This window comes from Streptosporangium canum, from assembly GCF_900113865.1.
GTDB classification, from domain to species: Bacteria; Actinomycetota; Actinomycetes; order Streptosporangiales; family Streptosporangiaceae; genus Streptosporangium; species Streptosporangium canum.
Genome location: NZ_FOQY01000007.1, coordinates 95,086 through 113,697 on the forward strand (window position 1 = coordinate 95,086; position 18,612 = coordinate 113,697).

Sequence of the window (18,612 nt, forward strand, 5' to 3'; positions counted from 1 at the left end):
GTGCGATGACCACGACCGATGAGACGCAGGCGGCCCGCCCGGCGGGCCGCCCCCGCAGCGCCAGGGCAGAGAAGGCGATCATCGACGCGACCCTCGACCTCATGGGCGAGGGCATCAGCCTCGCCGAGCTGTCGATCGAGGCGATCGCCGCTCGCGCCGGGGTGGGCAAGACCACCATCTACCGGCGCTGGTCCAACAAGGAGGACCTGGTCGTCGACGCGCTGGCGAAGCTCAAGTCGCCTCTTCCGGAGATGGGCGGCAGGTCGGTCCGCGAGGACCTGATCGCCTACCTGGAGGTCGTCCGGCGCGACGCCTGCGACGCGCGCAGCCGGTGCGTCCTGAACATCGCGATGAACGACGCCGAACGGCATCCGCGCCTGGTGGAGCGGATCCGGCAGGCCACGATCGAGCCGCGCCGGGCGGTGATGAGCGCCCTGCTGCAGCGGGGCATCGCAACGGGGGAGATCCGTGCCGACCTCGACGTGCCCGTCGCGATGGCGACGCTGGTCGGCACGGTGATGTGGTACGTCCGGAGCGTGGGGCTCGACGGGGTCGATGGGCTCCCGCACGACATCGCCGAGCGGATCGTCGACCAGCTCCTGGCCGGCCTCGCCTCCCGCTGAGCCTTACCTCCCCCCTGAGTCGCGTCTCCTGCTGAGCTTCGCCTCTCGCTGAGTCGCGTCTCCCGCTGAGCCCCCTGAGCCTCGCCTCTCGCTGAGCCGCGTCTGGGGATCTCGCAGGACAAGTCTAGGCAAAACATGAACATTGTTCTACTCTCGCGGTCATGCGTTCCCTGCGCAGGGTCGCGACCGCCGTCGCGCTGACCCTCGGCCTGCTGCTGCCCGCCTCCGCCGCCTTCGCCCACGAAGAACGCCCCGTGACCTTCCCCGACGGGTCGGGCAGCGTCCCGGTGCGCCGTACCGGGGAGCCCGACCTGCTGGTCTGCAAGAACGACCGCGCCGACTTCGGCAGGCGGATCGCGGACTTCCCGCCCGATCTCAGGCGGCGCAACCTGGAGCTGTTCGAGCGCTGCCAGGAGAAGGGGTACCGCCACCTGCAGGAGGCCGTGGACCGGGTCGACCGGCCCGGGACGAACATCGCCATCCTGCCCGGCGTCTACCTGGAGGAGCCCAGCCAGCCGGAACCCACCGGCGCCTGCGCCAACCTGAACGCCCGCCAGTCGTCGTGGGGCTACCAGATCCTCTCCTACGAGCAGCAGAAGCAGTGCCCGCACAACCAGAACCTGGTCGCCATCCTCGGGATCGAGAACCTGCAGATCGAGGGCACCGGAGCGAAGCCGACGGACGTGATCATCGACGCGCAGTACAAGAAGCTGAACGCGATCCGGGCCGACACCTCCAACGGGATCTACTTCCGCAACTTCACCGCGCAGCGGACCACGTTCAACTCGCTCTACATCCTGGCCGCCGACGGCTTCGTCATCGACACGATGCTCACCCGCTGGAACGACGAGTACGGCTTCCTGACCTTCGCCAGCGACCACGGCCTCTACACCGACTGCGAGTCGCACGGCAACGGCGACTCGGGCATCTATCCGGGAAGCGCCTCCGACATCAACGACGGCCGTGGCCACGACGTGCCGCGCTACTCCATCGAGATCCGGCGCTGCAAGAGCCACCAGAACATGGTGGGCTACTCCGGTACGGCGGGCGACTCGGTCTACGTCCACGACAACGAGTTCTACGACAACATGGGCGGCGCCTCGATGGACAGCGCGTTCGCCGGGCATCCGGGCCTGCCGCAGAACCACGCGCGGTTCGAGCGCAACCGGATCCACGACAACAACCAGGACTACTACCGCTACGTCGCCGACGGCACCTGCGCCAAACCCGCGGCCGAACGCGGCTACGAGCGGGGTGTGGTCTGCCCGCAGATCGGCATGCCCCGGGGCACCGGGATCGTCACGGCGGGCGGCAACTGGAACGTCTTCCGCGACAACTGGATCTGGGGTCACGAGTCGGCCGCGTTCGACCTGCTCGCGGTGCCCGCCTTCATCCGGGGCGAGGAGTCCTGGGACAAGCAGTTCGACACCTCCCACCACAACCTCTACGAGGGCAACCACCTCGGGGTGACGCCCGAGGGGGCCGACCGTCCCAACGGGGCCGGCGTCTCCTGGGACGGCCAGGGAACGGGCAACTGCTGGCAGCGCGGCACCGGCCCCTCCACCCCGTGGGCCCTGCCCGCCTGCGGCTCGGCCGGGCCGTCCAGGATCCTCGGTGAGCCGGTCAAGCTGGCCAAGAGCTACCTGTGCAACGACTACAGCATCGGCGAGAGGCGGCTACCGGCCGGATGCGACTGGTACGGCTCGACCGGCCTGGCCAGGGTCGAGATCCAGCTGGCCCTCGCCACCTCCCTCGTCCTCGGCCTGGTCGCGATCCTGCTCCAGCGCCGCAGGCTCCGCTCGCGCGCCGCTCTCGCCGTCACCTTCGCCGGGCTCGCGGGCCTGACCCTGGACGTCTTCGGCGCCGCCTACGGCCACACCCCGCTGCCCGCCGCCGCCCTGGCGCTGATGGGCGTGTGGTGGATCGGGGCCGGACGGCTGTGGCTCGGGAGGGGAGGACCCGCCGGGGGACCGGCGGGCGGCCGGGCGTTCGGCTGGTTCACGGTCGTGCTCGGCGCCCTCGCCCTGGCCGACGCGTTCGACAAGGCGGTCATGATGATCCCGCTGCTGCCGCTCGGTCCCGGCTGGATCCGGGGCCTGCTCGCCGGCGTCTGGACCCTCTGGGCGATCGTGCTGCTCGCCCCGGAGCCGCGCCGTACGGCCGCCGCCGCGCGCGTTGAGGAAGTGCCCGCGTGAGACGGTCATGGTTGCCGGGGGCCGCGGAGACAGGGCGGACGAGGTTCCCGAAGGAGTGGCGGGTGCTGGGCGTCGCGGGTTCCTGCCTGCTGCTGGCCGCCTGCAACGTCTCCACCGGCCACCACAACCCCGGCACCGACCACAGCGTGGCCACCGCGCCCCCCGCCTACGACAGCTACGGCGCCCCCAAGGGGCCGACGGTCGAGATCGCGATCACCGGCCGGAAGGTGGTGCCGCCTCCCGGACGCGTCGAGGTCGCCAGGGGACAGGCGGTCCGTCTGGTCGTCACCTCCGACGTCGCCGACGAGATCCACGTCCACGGCTTCGACCTCACCCGCCGCCTGGAACCCGGCCGGCCCGTCACCGTCGACGTCCTTGCCGACCGCACCGGGCTGTTCGAGGTCGAGACCCATGACTCCGGGCTCGTCCTGACCCAGCTCGCCGTCCGGTGACCGGCTCCCTGTACGGCGTGGGTCCTCTGCACGGCCTGACCGGTCCTCTGGACGGCGTGACCGGTTCCCAGGGGGTGACCGGCCTGCTCGCCCACGGACTGGGCAGCCGGCACGACCTGCCGATCCCGCTGTTCTACGCCTTCGCCGGGGCGTTCGCCGCGCTGTTCGCGTCGTTCCTGGGACTGGCCCTGCTCTGGGCGGACTCGCGGTTCCGGGGCGGTGCGGCGGGGCGGCCGGTGAGGCTCCCCGAGGGCACGCGGATCCGCTGGGCCCTGCGGGTCCTCGGGCTGGCCGGGGCCGCCTTCGCCGGGGCGTGGATGCTCCTCGGGCCCGACGACCCGGACCGGAACCCGGCGGCCCACCTGGTCTACGTGGTCCTCTGGGTGGGGCTGGTCCCGGCGTCGCTGCTGCTCGGCCCGGTCTGGCGGCTCGTCAACCCGTTGCGTACCGTCCACCTGCTGCTCGGCGGCCGGGACAAGGGGCCGGCCCCGTTCGGCTACCGGCCGGCCGCGCTCGGCCTGGCCGCCTTCGCCTGGATGGAGCTGGTCTCACCGGCCCCCGCCTCGACGACCACGCTGCTGGCCTTCTTCATCCTGTACGGCGCCGCCCAGCTGACCGGTGCCTTCCGGTACGGGACGCGGTGGTTCGACCGGGCCGACGCCTTCGAGGCCTACTCCGCCCTGATCGGCCGCCTGTCCCCGCTGGGCCGCAGGGACGACGGCAGGCTCGTGCTGCGCAACCCCTTCGACGGGCTCGACGCCCTGCGCCCGGCCCCGGGGCTGGTCGCCGTGGTGTGCGTGCTGCTCGGCACGACCGGATACGACGGGTTCTCCACCTCCCCGTGGTGGGTGGACATCCTGCAGACCGGGCCGCTGGGCCGTACCGCCACCGGCACCCTCGGCCTGCTGGCCGCGATCGGCCTCGTGGCGCTCCTCTACCTGGCCTGCACCGCCGCCGCCGGAGCGATCAGCCGTGGTCACGGCATGGCCCCGCGGTTCGCCCACTCGCTGGTCCCCGTCGCGGTCGGCTACCTGATCGCCCACTACTTCTCGCTCCTCGTCATCGAGGGCCAGCAGGCGGCCATCCTCTCCCTGGGGCTGGACCGGACCGTGGACCAGGAGGTGGTGAGCGCCGGCGTGATCGCCTCCGTCCAGGTGCTGGCCATCGTGACCGGCCACGTGCTCGGCGTGGTCGCGGCCCACGACCGCTCCGTACGGCTCTTCCCGCCGGAGAGGGCGGTCGCCGGGCAGATCCCGCTGCTGGTCCTGATGGTCTGCTACACCGTCGGCGGGCTCACCCTTCTCTTCGCGGCATGATGGGGCCGTGGGATCCTCCGTACGCAGAAACCCGGTCCAGCGGCGCAGCGTGGATCGGGTGAACCAGATGCTCGACGCGGCGGCGGCCCTGCTCGACGAAGGCGGCTACGACGCGCTGAGCACCCGGGCGGTGGCGGCCCGCGCCGAGGTGCCGATCGGCTCGATCTACCGCTTCTTCCGCGACAAGCGCGGCCTGGCCGACGCCCTGGCCCAGCGCAACCTGGAGCGTTTCCTCGCCCGGATCGAGCGGCGGCTGGCGGGAGTGGCGCACTGGCCGGACATGGCCGACCTGATCGTGGACGAATACGTCGAGATGAAACGCACCGTCCCGGGCTTCGCGGTCGTCGACTTCAGCGGGAACCGGGCGGTGGCCGAATCGCTCGCCGACCACCTGGCCCGGCGGATCGCCCCGGCCGGCCCGGACCACCGCCCGGTGGACACGGCCGGTCTGCGCCGCCCCCTGCTCGTCGCGGTCGAGGCCGCCGACGCGCTCCTCAAACTCGCCTTCCGCGAGTCTCCCGGCGGCGCCCCCGGCTACATCGCCGAGACCAAGCAGCTCCTGCGCGCCTACCTGGAACACGTTCTCTCGCGCTGACCGGGAAACCCGGCGGTCATCGGCACCGACCGGCCGGTATCCGGGAACGACGGTCGTGGAAACCGCAACCGCTCACCTCCCCGGCCGGATGATGGAGCGGCGAGCGGTTGAGGTGTGTCGGAGAACAGTCGTCGAACTCGCCGAGCTTGACGCCGCCGACGAAGGCGTCCCGTTCGGATTGGGTGAAGAAGAGCTTGGGGCCGTATTCCAGAGCGGCCGAGATCAGCGGCGAAGTACTCTAAGTACTTGACGTACTTGTGGGCAGAGCTGACGATTGGAGGACCATGCTAGGAGGCTCTGTGACATCTCTGCACTACGACAGCTACACCGAGGCGCGCGCCCACCTCAAGGACCTCTTGGACGCGGCCGCGCGTGGTCAGACCGCCACCCTCCGCCGGGACACGGCCAGAGCCGTTGTGATTGACGCTGAGCGTCTGCGGGATTTCCTGACCACAGTGACCCCGTCCCGCGCCGAGGTGGTGCCCGAGGACGGCGGCTGGTCGGTGTTCATCCCCGGACTGCCCGTGGCGGCGGACGGTCCCACCTTTGACGCGGCGGTCGATGAGATGGTCGACGCTCTCCGCGACTACGCCGAGGACTGGCAGGACCGTCTCCTTGATGCACCCAACCATCGGGAGAACTGGGGCCTGGTCCTGTTGATCTCCCTTAGCGATGACGATGAGCTACGTCGCTGGCTGACAGGTCAGGCATCGTGATGTGGCCCCAGGCCGCCAGGGAGGACCACGAGAAGTTCTGTCTGGGAGAAGGGTGGACCAGGGTCCGTGACGCACGTGGCCGTTCGGGAACCCACCACGTCACTTACGAGATATACCTCCCGGACGGCAGGGTCCTGCGGACCAGGATTTCACATCCGCCCGACCGGACCTCCTACGGTCGCAGCCTGTGGGCGCACATTCTCCGTGACCAACTCGATGTCACAGAGGACGAGTTCTGGAAATGCGTGAAGGAAGGCGAGAAGCCGGACCGAGGCCTGCCGATCGTCCCGGCCGAGTCGCTCCCCGCCGACCTCGTCCATCTTCTGATCACGCGGGTCGGTCTCAGCGAGGCGGAGATCGCGAGGATGACCAGAGAGGCCGCCATCACCAGATTGCAGCTCTTCTGGTCCGACGGCGCCTGACATGCCGCCGCCGGGCCCGGACCGCACCGCGATGGGCGCGCCGGCCTCCCGCAGCCGGGCGATGTCGCGTTCCACCGTCCGTACGGTCACGCCGAGCCGCTCGGCGAGCAGGCGGCCCGTGGTGGTGGGGGTAAGCCGGTCAGGGGCCCACCGGCCGGAAACGGCCCGGAGGGCGCACCACCGGAGCCTGCGGCCACCGGACCGTCAGCCGGTCGTCTCGCGCCAGCGGTTGGTGATGGGCAGGCGGCGGTCGCGGCCGAAGTTCTTGGGGGTGATCTTGGGTCCCGGGGGATACTGGCGGCGTTTGTACTCGGCGAGGTCGACCAGGCGGATGATCCGGGCGACCAGGGCCGGGTCGTGGCCGGCGGCGATCAGCTCGGCGGAGCCCATGTCCTTCTCGACGTAGTCGTCCAGGAGCCGGTCCAGCACGTCGTACTCCGGCAGGGAGTCGGTGTCGCGCTGGTCGGGGCGGAGCTCGGCGCTGGGCTCCTTCTCGATGGAGTTCTCCGGGATCGGCGGCACCGCGAAGCCGTGCAGGAACGCGCCCGACCTCCCCGCCTGGGCGTTGCGCCAGCGCGACAGCTTCCAGACCAGGGTCTTGAGCACGTCCTTGATGGGCGCGAAGCCGCCCGCGGAGTCGCCGTAGAGGGTGGAGTAGCCGGTGGCCAGCTCGCTCTTGTTGCCGGTGGTGAGGACCAGGTGGCCGTGCTGGTTGGACAGGCCCATCAGGATCATGCCGCGGACCCGGGCCTGGAGGTTCTCCGCGGCCAGGCCGGACAGCTCGATCTCCTTGTCGAAGCTGTCCACGATGTCGGCGATCGGCACGGTCCGGGCGTTGATCCCCTGCCGGTTCACCAGCTCCCAGGCGTCCTCCAGGGAGTGCTCGGAGGAGTAGCGCGAGGGCATCATCACCACGTGCACCCGGTCGGGGCCGATGGCGTCGGAGGCGATCGTGGCGGTCAGCGCCGAGTCGATCCCGCCCGACAGGCCCAGGATGACCGACTGGAAGCCGTTCTTGGCGACGTAGTCGCGGACCGCGAGGACCAGCGCCGAGTAGACCTCGGCGATGTCGTCGAGCTGCGGGGCGATCGAGGGCGGCTCGGGGGCGTACGGCTCGACGGGGAAGGCCGAAAGCTCCAGCCGCTCCACCGTGATGACGGTCCCGTCCCCGGCGTCCACCTGGAACGTGCCGAGGCCGCCGAACCTGGCCTCGGGCAGCTCCAGGTCCGTGATCAGCAGTTCCTCGGCGAACTGCGCGGCCCGCGCGACCAGCTCGCCGGAGGCGGAGACGATGAGCGAGTCGCCGTCGAAGACGAGCTCGTCCTGCCCGCCCACCTGGTTGGCGTAGGCGAGGGCGCAGCCCGCCTCCCGTGCCCGGCGGGAGACGAGCGCGAGCCGCACGTCGTCCTTCTCCTTCTCGTACGGCGAGGCGTTCGGCACCACCAGCAGCCCGGCTCCGGCCTCGGCCACCACCGCGACCGGGCCGCCCTCCTGCCACAGGTCCTCGCAGACCGCGATGGCCACGTCGACCCCGTGCAACCGGACGATCGGCAGCCGGTCGCCGCGCACGAAGTAGCGGTATTCGTCGAAGACGCCGTAGTTGGGCAGGTGGTGCTTGGCGGTCCTGGTGACCACGTGGCCCCGGTGGAGCAGCGCGGCCGCGTCCAGCGGGGCGCCCTTGGGCTGCCCCACCCGCGGCGCCAGGTCGGCCCGGTCCACGTAGCCCACGACCACCGGGATCTCGCCGAGCCCCTCGTCGGACAGCCGCCGGGCGAGGGCCTCGACCGCGGCGGTGGAGGCTTCCACGAACGAGCTGCGCAGCACCAGGTCCTCGACCGGATAGCCGGTCAGGAACATCTCGGTGAACACCACCAGGTGCGCGCCGCGGCCGGCGGCGCGCCGGGTCCACTCGACGAGCTTGTCGGCGTTGCCCGCCAGGTCGCCGACCACGGGATCGGTCTGGGCCAGGGCGATACGGAGTTGAGCCACGTGCCCACCCTATTCCCGGCCGCGCCGGGAGCTGTCCAGGGGCGATCGGGGCGCCGGGCCCCGATCACCCCTGGACAGGCCGGCCTCCTAGCCGAGAACGCCGAGCAGGCCGAGGTTCCTGGCCTTGGCGGGCTCGGCCGCCCGCCGGAGCTCCCTGCCGGAGGCGTCGAGGGTCACCAGCGTGTTGGCGGCCGCGCCCCTGACGCGGACCGCGAGGCGGCCGTCGCGCAGGTAACGGGCGCCCACCAGCCTGCCCTTGACGGGGATGGCGATCTTCTTGCCGGTCTTGGTGTCGTAGATCGACGGGGTGAACAGCGGAGTCCAGGAGCCGTCGCCGCCGGGGGCGTTCGGGCCGATCGCGTTCACCACGACCCGGCGGCTGTCGGGGGACAGGCTCTCCACGTGGTTGGCGAGCTTGATCCCCGGGACCTTGCCGGAGACGCGGGAGCGGGTGTCCAGCAAGTAGACGCCGGCGGTGTCGCCGGCGTAACCGGCGAGCGTCCTGCCATCGGCCGACCAGGTCAGATGGCAGGGGCCGAGGGTCGTGCCGGAGTCGACCACGCCCTTGCCGTCCGCGCCGGCCACGGCCACGGCCATGGCCGCGGCCGTGCCCTTCCTCAGGTAGGCGACCCGCTTGCCGTCGGCGGTCCAGGCGGGGGTCAGGCAGGGGGCGCCGTAGGCGGCGTCCTTGGCGATCACCTTGTCCCCGCTCGCCGACCCCACGCGCAGACGGCCTTTCTCGTCGATCCAGGCGATGCGCCTGCCGTCGGGGGCCACCGAGAACTGCGCCGAGAGGGTCCCGCCGCCGATCCGGACGCTGGTCAAGCCGGGTCGCCGGTCGGTCAGCACCTGAACCTGGCCCTCCTGGTAGCCGAAGTAGACGGCGTCCGTGACCGGTGCCGCCTGCGACGAGGCCAGTGCGGGGGCGGCGACGGCGGCGGTCGACACGGCGAGTGCGACGCCGGCGGCCATGGCCCAGTGCTTCAAAGGATCTCCTCGGATCAGTTCACCAACGGGTAGTTAGAACCCTGAAAGGGGGAAAAGGTTCACATCTGGGCGGCCGAAATCGGCAGCACGGCCTCCACCACGGTGCCGCCGCCGGGCGCCGCGCCGATCACGCACGTCCCGCCGAGCTCCGCGGCGCGCTCGCGCATCGACAGCAGGCCGATGCCCGAGCGCGGTACCGCGGGCAGCCCGTGCCCGTCGTCCTGGACGCGGACCACCAGCGACTCGCCGCGTCGCAGCGAGACCGTCGCCGAACGGGCCCGCGCGTGTTTGCGGATGTTGGTGAGCCCCTCCTGCGCGATCCGGTAGGCGGCCACCTCGGCGGCCGCGGGGAGGTCGGACAGGTCGCCCTCGGTCTCGACGGCCACTTGCGGCTCCCCCTCGGCGGCCAGCGCCCGTACGGCTCCGGCCAGGCCGAGCTCGTCCAGGGTGGGCGGGCGCAGGCCGTAGACCAGCTCCCTGATCTCCTGGCCGACCGCGTCCATGCCGCCGCGCAGCTCGGCCAGGAGCCGTTCGGCGGAGGCGGGGGCTGTGCGCATGCTGATCCTGGCCATGTTGATCGACATCGCCATGTCGGTCAGCGCGTGGCCGAGCCCGTCGTGCAGGTCCCGGCGGAGGCGGCGGCGCTCCTCCTCGCGGGCGGTGAGAATCCGCTCGCGGGAGCGCTGCAGGTCGGCGGTCATCCGTACGGCGTGCACCACGTCCGCCACGTACGGCGTGACCACGGCGATCAGCCGGTCGTTGTGGGCCGCGGCGAACCTGCGGGGGCCCGGGGCGCCGAGGAGCAGCCGCCCGACCGGTTCCCCGTGCCAGACCAGCGGCACCGTGCGCGGGGCCGGGCCCAGCAGGCCGGCCTCCACCCGCCTGATCCCCGGGTCGTCCACTTCGACCGCGACCCCGGTGACGCTCAGCCCGTCGCGGATCACCGCGGTCACGGCGGCGAGGGCGTTGGCGGGATCGGCCCCGCCGACCTCGTGGGCCAGCCGGGCGGCCAGGGCGCGCGGATCGCCGTGCGTGCCGTACATGAGCCGGTCGACCCAGCGCCGCAGCACGAGGCGGAGCGGGTGGAAGACGACCCCGGCGAACAGCGCCGCCGTCAGGCCGCCGATCCGGTCGTAGTCGGACAGGGTCAGCCCGGCGAGCGCGCCGACCCCGAAGTAGACGGCGCTGACGGCGGCGATCAGCCCGGCGGCCACGAAGGCGCGGCTGACCACGGTGTCGATGCCGTAGAGCCGGTAGCGCAGTACGGAGAAGGCGATGGCGACCGGGATCAGCCCGGTCGCGACCGTGGCCGCCACGTGCCAGGCGGCCCCGGCGAGCAGGAAGACGACGTAGACGGCGAACGCGGTCAGCGGCCAGGCGATCTGGCGGCGCAGGACGGGGTCGGCCCGGCGGGCGCGCAGGGCCAGGGAGAGCAGTGACAGGACCGCCAGGAGGTTGATCAGGCCGGCCAGGAAGTTCTGGATCGTGAGGTTGTAGGGGGCCAGCGCGTCGATCGCGAGCGGGTTGGGGATGATCTGGGGGAGCGGGTAGTCCTTGGCGGGCGGTGCCGGGCGCACGACGAGGCGGACCGTCTCCACCACCATCACCGCGACCGCCGCGACCACCAGCGGCCGCCAGCGCCGGGAGGGCAGCCGCCCGTCGGGGGAGTACAGCGGGAGCACGATCGCCAGCAGCGTGCCGCCCACGATCCAGCCGATCCCTCCGGCGTAGCGGTAGTAGCCCGCGGTCGCCAGGTCGCCCGAGGCCCCGGAGTAGCTCATCATGGCGCTGCCGAAGACGTTGACCGCGCAGCCCAGCCCGCCGGCGGACATCAGCCAGGCGGTGGCCGGGCGCGAGCGGTGGGCCAGCAGGAAGGCGGCCACCACCGGGAAGGTCAGTCCGCAGGCCAGGTCGGGTGTGACGAATATGCCCGGGAACCACTCGGGCGGGAGGTTCACGGTGATCACGATGCCGATCACCGTGAGCGTGAGCGCGGTGGCCGCCACCACGACGATGACGACCAGCCGGGCCCCGGGCAGCGAGGCGAACGCGGGGCCGGCGCCCTCCCGGCGCGCGGGCCGGGGGGAGTCGCGGGCCGCCGGGAAGGCCGGGGCGTCCGTGCCCTCCCGGCGCGCGGGCCCGGGGGCCTCGGGGGTCTTCCGGCCCGACGCCTCCGGCACCGCCGGGGCCGCCGCGTCGCGGCCCCGTTCCTTCGTGCACATCGTTACCTGCCTATGCCACCCGGGTTGACCAGCCCCGACTCGTAGGCCGAGACGACGAGCTGGGCCCGGTCGAACAGCCCCAGGTGGTCCAGGAGCTTGGACACCGACTGCGACACCGCCTGTTCGGAGACCGACAGGGTCGCCGCGATCTGCCGGTTGGTGAGCCCCCGGGCGACCAGTTTCATCAGGTCCAGCTCGGTGTCGCCGAGACCGGCGAGCCCGGGCGGGGCCGAGGGGTCGGTGCGCCCGGCGAACGAGGCGATCAGCCGGGTGGTGACGGCCGGGTCGATCAGCGCGTCACCGGCCTGCGCGGCGCGCATCGCGCTGATGAGCTGCTCGGGGGCCGAGGTCTTGAGGACGAAGCCGCTCACCCCGGCCCGCAGCGCCGCGTAGAGGTTGTCGTCCGTGCCGAACGTGGTCATCATGATCACCTTTGGCGGGGAGTCGTCGGCCAGGATCCGCCGGGCGGCGGTCAGCCCGTCCAGCCGGGGCATCTGGATGTCCATCAGCACCAGGTCGGGCGAGGTCTCCCGGACGGCCGCGATCGCCTGCTCGCCGTCCTCGGCCTCGGCCACGAGATCGAAGCCGGGTTCGCTGTCCAGCACGACCCGCAGGCCGGTGCGGACCAGGGCCTGGTCGTCGGCCACCACGATGCGCAGCCCCGCCGGCCGCTCGGTCACCCGCGCGGAGGCTGTCTCCTTGGGAGCCGCGGGCGGGTCCAGATGCGCGGCCTGCGACAGCATGTCGGACTCCAGGCGCTGGAGGGTGGCGCCGAGGTCGAGCCCGAGCTCGTCGCGGAGCATCACCCTGGCGCGTCGGAGCGCTCCCAGCGCGTCGCCCTGCCGGCCGCTCCGGTAGAGCGCCAGGGCGAGCAGCCGCCAGGCCTCCTCCCGCAGCGGATGGGCCGAGGCGTGCGCCTCCAGGTCGGCCACCAGGGCACCGGACTGCCCGAGCAGCAGGCCCGCGTCGGCGCGGTGCTCGACCGCGATCAGCCGCAGCTCCTCCAGCCGGCCCGCCTCGGTCACCGCCCACGGCAGGTCGGAGAACTCGGCGAGCGCGGGGCCCCGCCACAGCGCGAGAGCGTCGTTCAGGCGCTCCCACACCACGGACGGCTCGCCCTCCATCTTGACCGCGCTCTCGAACGTCCAGGAGTCCACCTGGCCGGGGGCGGCGCGCAGCGCGTATCCCGGCGGGGCGGAGACCAGCACCTCCGCCTCCTCCCTGGGCGCGCGGCCGGGTTCCAGGGCGCGCCGCAGCCGCGAGACGTATCCCTGGATGGTGGACAGCGCCTGGGCCGGGGGCTCGCCCGGCCAGAGCTCGTCGATGAGCATGCTCACGGGGACGGCGCGACCACCGGCTACGAGGAGCCGGGCCAGCACCGCCATCTGGCGTTGGCCGCCGAGGTCGAGCACCACGTCGCCGTGGCGCGCCTGGAACGGTCCTAAAGCACGAAATGTCAGCATTGCAGGCGTAATCGTAGAGCTACCTGGTCCAATGTCATACGGCAATACCCACCATCGTTCGCAGGCTGTAAGAAATCATCGGTCGTCAGATCTCCACATTCACGCTCAGCGGCAGCACCGCCTCGACCACGGTGCCCCCCTCCGGGGGCGAACCGATCACACAGGTGCCGCCGAGTTCGGCGGCCCGCTCGCGCATCGACGCCAGCCCGACCCCGGAGCGCCGGCCGGGCTGGACACCGACCCCGTCGTCGCTCACCCGCACGCGCAGGTCCTCGCCCCGCTCCAGGGAGACCCGCACCACCTCGGCCCGGGCGTGCTTGCGGACGTTGGTCAGCGCCTCCTGGACGATCCGGTAGGCGGCCACCTCGGCGGCGGCCGACAGGCCGGTCAGGTCCCCGCTCACCTCCACCGCGACGTCGGGCCCGGCCATCTCGGCCAGTGCCCCGGCCAGGCCCAGGTCGTCCAGGGCGGGCGGGCGCAGGCCGTACACCAGGTGCCTGATGTCGCTGGTCACGCTGTCCATGCCGGAGCGCAGCTCGGTGAGCATGAGGTCGGCGGTCTCGGGGGAGACGTGCAGGGAGCGGCGGGCCGCGTTGATGGACATGGCCATGCCGCTGAGCGACTGGCCGAGGCCGTCGTGGAGATCGCGGCGCAGGCGGCGGCGCTCCTCCTCACGGGTGGCGACGATCCGCTCGCGCGAGCGCCGCAGCGCGCCGACCAGCCGGACCGCGTGGGCGGCGTCCGCCACGTACGGCGTGAGCGCGGCGATGACCCGCTCGTTGTGCGCGGCGGGCAGCCGCCTGACCCCCGGCGGGCCGATGAGCAGGCGGCCCACGGGCTCGCCGTGCCAGACGAGCGCGACGTCGCGGACCACCTCCCGCAGGTCTCCCGCCGTCGCCTCGCCGGACGGGCCGTCCTGGAACCGCACCGCCACCCCGGTCACCGCCAGCCCCTCGCGCAGCACGTCCAGGGCGGCGACCAGCCCGCCGGCCGGATCGGTCCGCTGCAGGCGCCGCCTGAGCTCTCCGGCGAGCGCCACCGGATCGCCCTTGCTGCCGTAGAGCAGGTGGTCGGCGCCGCGCTGGAGCACCCGCCGCAACGGGTGGAAGAACGCCCCGGCGCAGAGCGCGGCGAACAGGCCGCCGATCCGGTCGACGTCGGACAGGAACAGGCTGGAGGCGGCCCCCGCCGCCACGTACACCCCGCCGATCGCGCCGACCAGGCCCGCGCCGACGAGCGTCCGCGTGATCAGCGTCTGGATGCCGTAGAGCCGGTAGCGCAGCACCGCCACCGCGATCGCGGCGGGGATCAGCGGGAGGGTGAAGGAGGCCAGCCACCAGATCGGGTCGCCCACCACCCACGGGATGATCAACCCGGCGAACGCGAGCAGCGGCCAGAGGATCTGACGCCGCTCGACCGGTCCCGCGCGGTGCAGGCGCACCGCCAGCGACAGGAAGGCCAGCCCCATCGCCCCGGCGGACAGGCGGTGCAGGATCTCCATGACGGCCGGCAGCGGCGGCTGCACTTCGAGGACGGTCAGCAGCGACCGCAGGCCCTCCAGGCCGAGCACCAGCACGGCGAAGACCACCAACGGGCGCCACCGGGACGAGGGCAGGCGGCCGGTCGGATACAGCAGGGGCAGCAGCACGCCCAGCAGGAGCGTCGCGACGACCCAGCTCTGGCCGACGATCACCCACAGGACCTTGGGCGCACCCGTCGCGTAGGGGGAGGGGGCGTGCAGCAGGGCGATGTTGGCCAGCAGGATGTTGGTCGCGCAGGCCAGGCCGCCCAGCACCAGCAGCCAGCCGATGATCAGGCGGGGCCGGTTGAAGACCAGCAGCGCTCCGAAGATCGGGAACGCGGTCCCCGCCATGTCCTCGGGGGCGAACGGCAACGGCGTGTAGGAGGGCTGCGGCAACTGCGCCGTGACCCAGATGTTGACGCACTCCATGGCGACGGACACGGTGGCGGCCAGCAATGCCGCCACCCGCGCCTGAACAGGCGTAACCGTCGGGAACACCCGGCTCAGCCCGCGCATCGCCCCGGCCCTTCTATGTCGTACTTAGAGGGACCTTAACGGGCGCGGACAACAATCCAATCAACAAGCGATCAATGCGCGGCCGCCGCCGTACGGCGGCGCAGCGCCGGACCGATCGCGAGCAGGCCCCCGGCGGCCACCAGATTGATCGCGCCGATGGCCGGCCAGAGCACCGCCGGGCCCACCTCCAGCAGCCCGGTGCCGAGCAGCGGAGCGATCAACGCCCCGCCCGACCACGCGAAGCCGTACATGCCGGAGTAGCGTCCGCGCAGGTGGGGCGGGGCGAGCGCGGCCACGATCGCGCCCGGGATGCCCGCGGTGACGATCTCGCCCGCCGTCCACAGGATCACCGAGAGCGCGTATCCGGCGATGCTGGAGACGGCGGCGGTCAGCGCGAAGCCCGCGCCGATGACCGCCAGGCCCACCGCGAGCACGGTGCTGTGGTCGAGCCGGCCGAACCAGTCGCCGGTCAGCGGCTGGACGAGCACGATCAGGACGCCGTTGACGGCGATCACCATGCCGTAGTCGACGGCGGTGAACCCCCCGTGGGTCATCGCCAGCGGCAGGGTGGTGAACGCCTGGCTGTAGGCCACGGTGGAGATGAGGGTGATCACGCTGAAGGCGACCATCAGCCGGTCCTTGAGCACGTCGGCGAAGCCGCCGCGCCCCCGCCCGTCCGGCCCGTCCAGCCCGCCCGGACCGCTCCGCGCCGGCAGCGTCTCCGGCACCGCCCGCCACACCAGCAGGCCGAAGGCCAGCGAGGTGGCGGCGTTGATGCCGAACATCCAGCCGTACCCGGCCTGGGCGAGCCAGCCGCCCGCGACCATCGCCACCGCGAAGCCCAGGTTCAGCGCCCAGAAGAGCAGCCCGTAGGCGCGCGGCCGGTCGAGGGGCGGGATCAGGTCGGCCACCAGGGCGGTGGACGCCGGCCGGTAGATGTCCACGGTCATGCCGAGCACGAACATGGTGGCGACGATCGCCGGGAGCGAGGCGCTGTAGCCGAGCGCCACCATGGTGGCCGCGGTCGCGACCATGCCGCCGGTCAGGGTGATCCGCCTGCCGAACCGGTCGGCCAGCCAGCCGGCGATGATCTGCGACAGCAGCGAGCCGACGCCGAAGACCGCCATCACCGCCCCGGCGGCGGCCAGGGACATGCCGCGGGCCTGGGTCAGGTAGACGCCGATGAACGGCTGGACCATCATGCCCACCCGGTTCACCAGCGTGCCGGTCCACAGGGCCCAGAACGCCGGGGGCAGGCCACCGAGCCTCGACCGCAGGAAACCGGGTCCGGCGAGGGTCGTACTTGTCATGCCGCCAGGGTTGGACACGCGCCCGGCGGTGCGCGAATCTTTTAGCCGTGCCTAAAAAGTCGTGTCACGTCGAGTGGATCTTCGCCCCGGACGACGTGGCCCGGATCCGCTTCGCGTTCTCACCGATCTGGGAGCTGGTCGTCAGCCTGCGCGCGCTGCGCGACCCGGCCAGGCACTCCCTCCACCTGCCCTGGGTGCGCGCCGTACGGCCCCGCCTGGCCGGCGTCGACCTGTCGGAGCTGTTCGCGCTGGTCCCGCTCCAGGGGTATCTCGTGGACTTCGTCACCCCCACGCCCGAGACCCCGATGCCCGACTTCGCCGCCGACCTCGAACGGGTACGGCGGACGCCCCCCGAGCGGGCGGCCGAGGAGGCGGGCTGGGTGACCGGGGCGGACCCCCACGTCATCGAGCGCTTCATGGCCGACCCCGAGGCGGGTGTGGCGCGGGTCGCCGACACCCTGGAGCGCTACTGGGAGACGGCGTTCGCCGAGTTCTGGCCCCGGATCTACGGCCTGCTGGAGGCGGACGTGCTGCGGCGCTCCCGGCAGCTCGCCGTGGGCGGGGCCCGCGAACTCTTCTCCGACCTGCACCCGAACGTGCGCTGGCGCGGTGACCGGCTCAGGGTCACCCGGCCCTGGGACTACACCGAACCGATCGGCGGCGACGGCCTGGTGCTGGTGCCGACGGCCTTCTACTGGCCGGACACGGCCGTGATGGTCGAGCCGTACCAGCCGATGCTCCTCTACCCGGCGACGGGCGTCGGCACGCTGTGGGCCTCGGGCCCTCCGCCCGCCCCGGGGGCCCTCGCCGCGCTGCTCGGCCGTACCCGGGCGCAGATCCTGACCGCCCTGGCCGACCCCGCGACCACCTCGGCGCTCGCCCGGCGGATGACCCTCACCCCGGGCGCCGTCAGCCAGCACCTGACCGTCCTGGCCGACGGGGGCCTGGTGACGCGCCGCCGCCTGGGCCGCGAGGTCGTCTACCGCCGCACCCCGATGGGCGACTCCCTGGTCTGCGTGTCCTGACCGGACGGTGCGGGGAGCGGCGTACCGGAGCCGGTGGCGGCGCGGAGCCGGGGCCGTCCGCCCGTCCGCCCGGCGGGCCGGACATCCGCCTCGCGCCGGACGTCCGGCCCGCCGGGCGCGCCCCGCCCGGACGGCTCGGGGCGCACCCGGGATCCGCGCGGTCACCTCACGCGCTGTAACGGCTGGACTCCAGGAGCCACTCCAGCTGGGCCCTGGGCGCCGAGAGGAACGCGCACGCCACCTTGCTGACGTCCCTGGCCTGCGCCGGCGACAGCCCGAGCCGGTCGAACAGCTCCGGCAGCCGCATGGCGGCGGCCCGCAGGTCCTCGGCGCGCTCGGCGATGCGGTCGTTCACCCACACCACGGCGCCGGCGTCGGAGAGCCCGAACGCGGCGGCCGCGACCGTCACGTAGTTGTGCACGTCGCCGTTCGCCCGCTCCTTGGGATGGGAGGCGACGTCGTTGCACCACGCGGTGACGTCGTTGCAGGCGTCCACCAGCGTCCGCCAGGTCGGGCTCTCCCGCAGCCGGGCCGGCACCTCCACCCCGAGGCACGCCTCCACCAGGTCGAACAGGTAGGGGCCGGCGGTTCCCCGGCGGAGCGCCGGATACTCCCCGGCGGAGGGCACCCGCCCGGCGCGCCGGTTGTCCGCCTCCGCGCGGCAGGCCGCGCCCTGCTCGCGCAGCCCCAGGGCGAACCGCTCCCGCCAGCGCGCGCTCATCCGCCCGGCGGTGACCCGCCAGAGGTCCTGGAAGGCCGCCTCGACCGGGACGGCGCCCCGCGCCCGAGGCGTGGCCCCGGCCGCCGCGCCGCCCCGCGCCTGGGCCGGGACGGAGCACTCCGCCGGGAGCGGCGCGGATCCCGCCAGGCGCCCGAGGCGCGCGAAGGTGGCCTCCACGATCTCGGCCGCGTGGCCGGCGGGCTTCTCGTCCCACTCGTCGTCGAAGTGGAACAGCCACGTCAGCCACTTGGCGAACAGAAGGGCCGCGTCCACGCCGAAGCCGGCGAAGGCCCGGCCGGCCATCCGCTCGAACCCCGCCCGCGCCGGCGTCTCCAGCCCGACCTCCCGGGTCCACTCGGCGAGGGAGGACTCGATCCGGTCGATCGAGGAGTGCATGCGGCAGGGGGCGGCCATCGAGGGAACCCGGTCGACGAGCGGCAGCAGCAACGTCGCGGCCACCGCGGGAGCGGGCTCCCAGGGGGGCCGCTGTCCCGTCCCGGTCTGGGATGGCGGATGGGTCGGTGTACGGGTCAGCGTC

General features: G+C 72.8%; 15 protein-coding genes and 1 pseudogene. 8 read left to right on the forward strand and 8 right to left on the reverse strand.

The window, feature by feature from the left end:
* The first annotated feature begins 5 nt into the window (after positions 1-5).
* The 7 genes from BM085_RS12810 to BM085_RS45235 all read left to right on the forward strand — a co-directional run bounded on the left by BM085_RS12810 (position 6) and on the right by BM085_RS45235 (position 6,319).
* Positions 6-623 (forward strand): TetR/AcrR family transcriptional regulator, encoded by a 618-nt coding sequence (locus BM085_RS12810; RefSeq protein WP_093887227.1) that lies wholly within the window; start codon positions 6-8, stop codon positions 621-623.
* Between the two features lie 161 nt (positions 624-784).
* A complete protein-coding gene (locus BM085_RS12815) occupies positions 785-2,818 on the forward strand; it encodes a right-handed parallel beta-helix repeat-containing protein (protein ID WP_093887228.1) in 2,034 nt (677 codons plus the stop codon).
* Between the two features lie 62 nt (positions 2,819-2,880).
* Complete coding sequence (locus tag BM085_RS12820) at positions 2,881-3,270, forward strand: hypothetical protein (protein ID WP_093887229.1); 390 nt, start codon at positions 2,881-2,883, stop codon at positions 3,268-3,270.
* Positions 3,271-3,287: 17 nt separating this feature from the next.
* Entirely contained in the window at positions 3,288-4,586 is a 1,299-nt protein-coding gene (locus BM085_RS12825; RefSeq protein WP_245789289.1) for a hypothetical protein, read from the forward strand.
* A 7-nt stretch (positions 4,587-4,593) separates the two neighbouring features.
* Complete coding sequence (locus BM085_RS12830) at positions 4,594-5,181, forward strand: TetR/AcrR family transcriptional regulator (RefSeq protein WP_093887230.1); 588 nt, start codon at positions 4,594-4,596, stop codon at positions 5,179-5,181.
* A 299-nt stretch (positions 5,182-5,480) separates the two neighbouring features.
* Entirely contained in the window at positions 5,481-5,897 is a 417-nt protein-coding gene (locus tag BM085_RS12835) for a prevent-host-death protein (RefSeq protein ID WP_093887231.1), read from the forward strand.
* Positions 5,897-6,319 carry a cytotoxic translational repressor of toxin-antitoxin stability system gene (locus tag BM085_RS45235; RefSeq protein WP_218158706.1) on the forward strand — a complete coding sequence of 141 codons (423 nt, stop codon included), beginning with the start codon at positions 5,897-5,899 and terminating at the stop codon, positions 6,317-6,319. Before BM085_RS12835 ends, BM085_RS45235 begins: the two co-directional genes overlap by 1 nt.
* A 21-nt stretch (positions 6,320-6,340) precedes the next feature.
* Here BM085_RS45235 and BM085_RS46795 read toward each other — a convergent pair.
* The 7 genes and pseudogenes from BM085_RS46795 to BM085_RS12870 form a co-directional block, all read right to left on the reverse strand.
* Positions 6,341-6,436 (reverse strand): annotated as a pseudogene (locus tag BM085_RS46795) (helix-turn-helix domain-containing protein); the annotation flags it as partial.
* Between the two features lie 87 nt (positions 6,437-6,523).
* Positions 6,524-8,308 carry an NAD+ synthase gene (locus BM085_RS12845; RefSeq protein WP_093887233.1) on the reverse strand — a complete coding sequence of 595 codons (1,785 nt, stop codon included), beginning with the start codon at positions 8,306-8,308 and terminating at the stop codon, positions 6,524-6,526.
* Between the two features lie 87 nt (positions 8,309-8,395).
* On the reverse strand, positions 8,396-9,295 hold the full coding sequence (locus BM085_RS12850; protein ID WP_093887234.1) for a TolB family protein: 900 nt from the start codon (positions 9,293-9,295) through the stop codon (positions 8,396-8,398).
* Between the two features lie 59 nt (positions 9,296-9,354).
* Positions 9,355-11,517: a sensor histidine kinase gene (locus BM085_RS12855; RefSeq protein ID WP_093887235.1), complete on the reverse strand. Its 2,163-nt coding sequence runs from the start codon at positions 11,515-11,517 to the stop codon at positions 9,355-9,357.
* A gap of 2 nt (positions 11,518-11,519) precedes the next feature.
* Entirely contained in the window at positions 11,520-12,980 is a 1,461-nt protein-coding gene (locus tag BM085_RS47180) for a BTAD domain-containing putative transcriptional regulator (protein WP_093887236.1), read from the reverse strand.
* An 85-nt stretch (positions 12,981-13,065) separates the two neighbouring features.
* Positions 13,066-15,018, reverse strand: coding sequence for a sensor histidine kinase (locus BM085_RS12865; protein ID WP_093887237.1), 1,953 nt, complete (start codon positions 15,016-15,018; stop codon positions 13,066-13,068).
* A gap of 71 nt (positions 15,019-15,089) precedes the next feature.
* Entirely contained in the window at positions 15,090-16,328 is a 1,239-nt protein-coding gene (locus BM085_RS12870) for an MDR family MFS transporter (RefSeq protein ID WP_177245084.1), read from the reverse strand.
* A gap of 47 nt (positions 16,329-16,375) precedes the next feature.
* Here BM085_RS12870 and BM085_RS12875 point away from each other — a divergent pair, with 47 nt between their 5' ends.
* A complete protein-coding gene (locus BM085_RS12875; RefSeq protein ID WP_093887239.1) occupies positions 16,376-17,353 on the forward strand; it encodes an ArsR/SmtB family transcription factor in 978 nt (325 codons plus the stop codon).
* Positions 17,354-17,519: 166 nt separating this feature from the next.
* On the opposite strand, the gene BM085_RS12880 is transcribed toward BM085_RS12875, so the two are convergent.
* A complete protein-coding gene (locus BM085_RS12880; RefSeq protein ID WP_245789290.1) occupies positions 17,520-18,533 on the reverse strand; it encodes a terpene synthase family protein in 1,014 nt (337 codons plus the stop codon).
* Between the last annotated feature and the right edge of the window lie 79 nt (positions 18,534-18,612).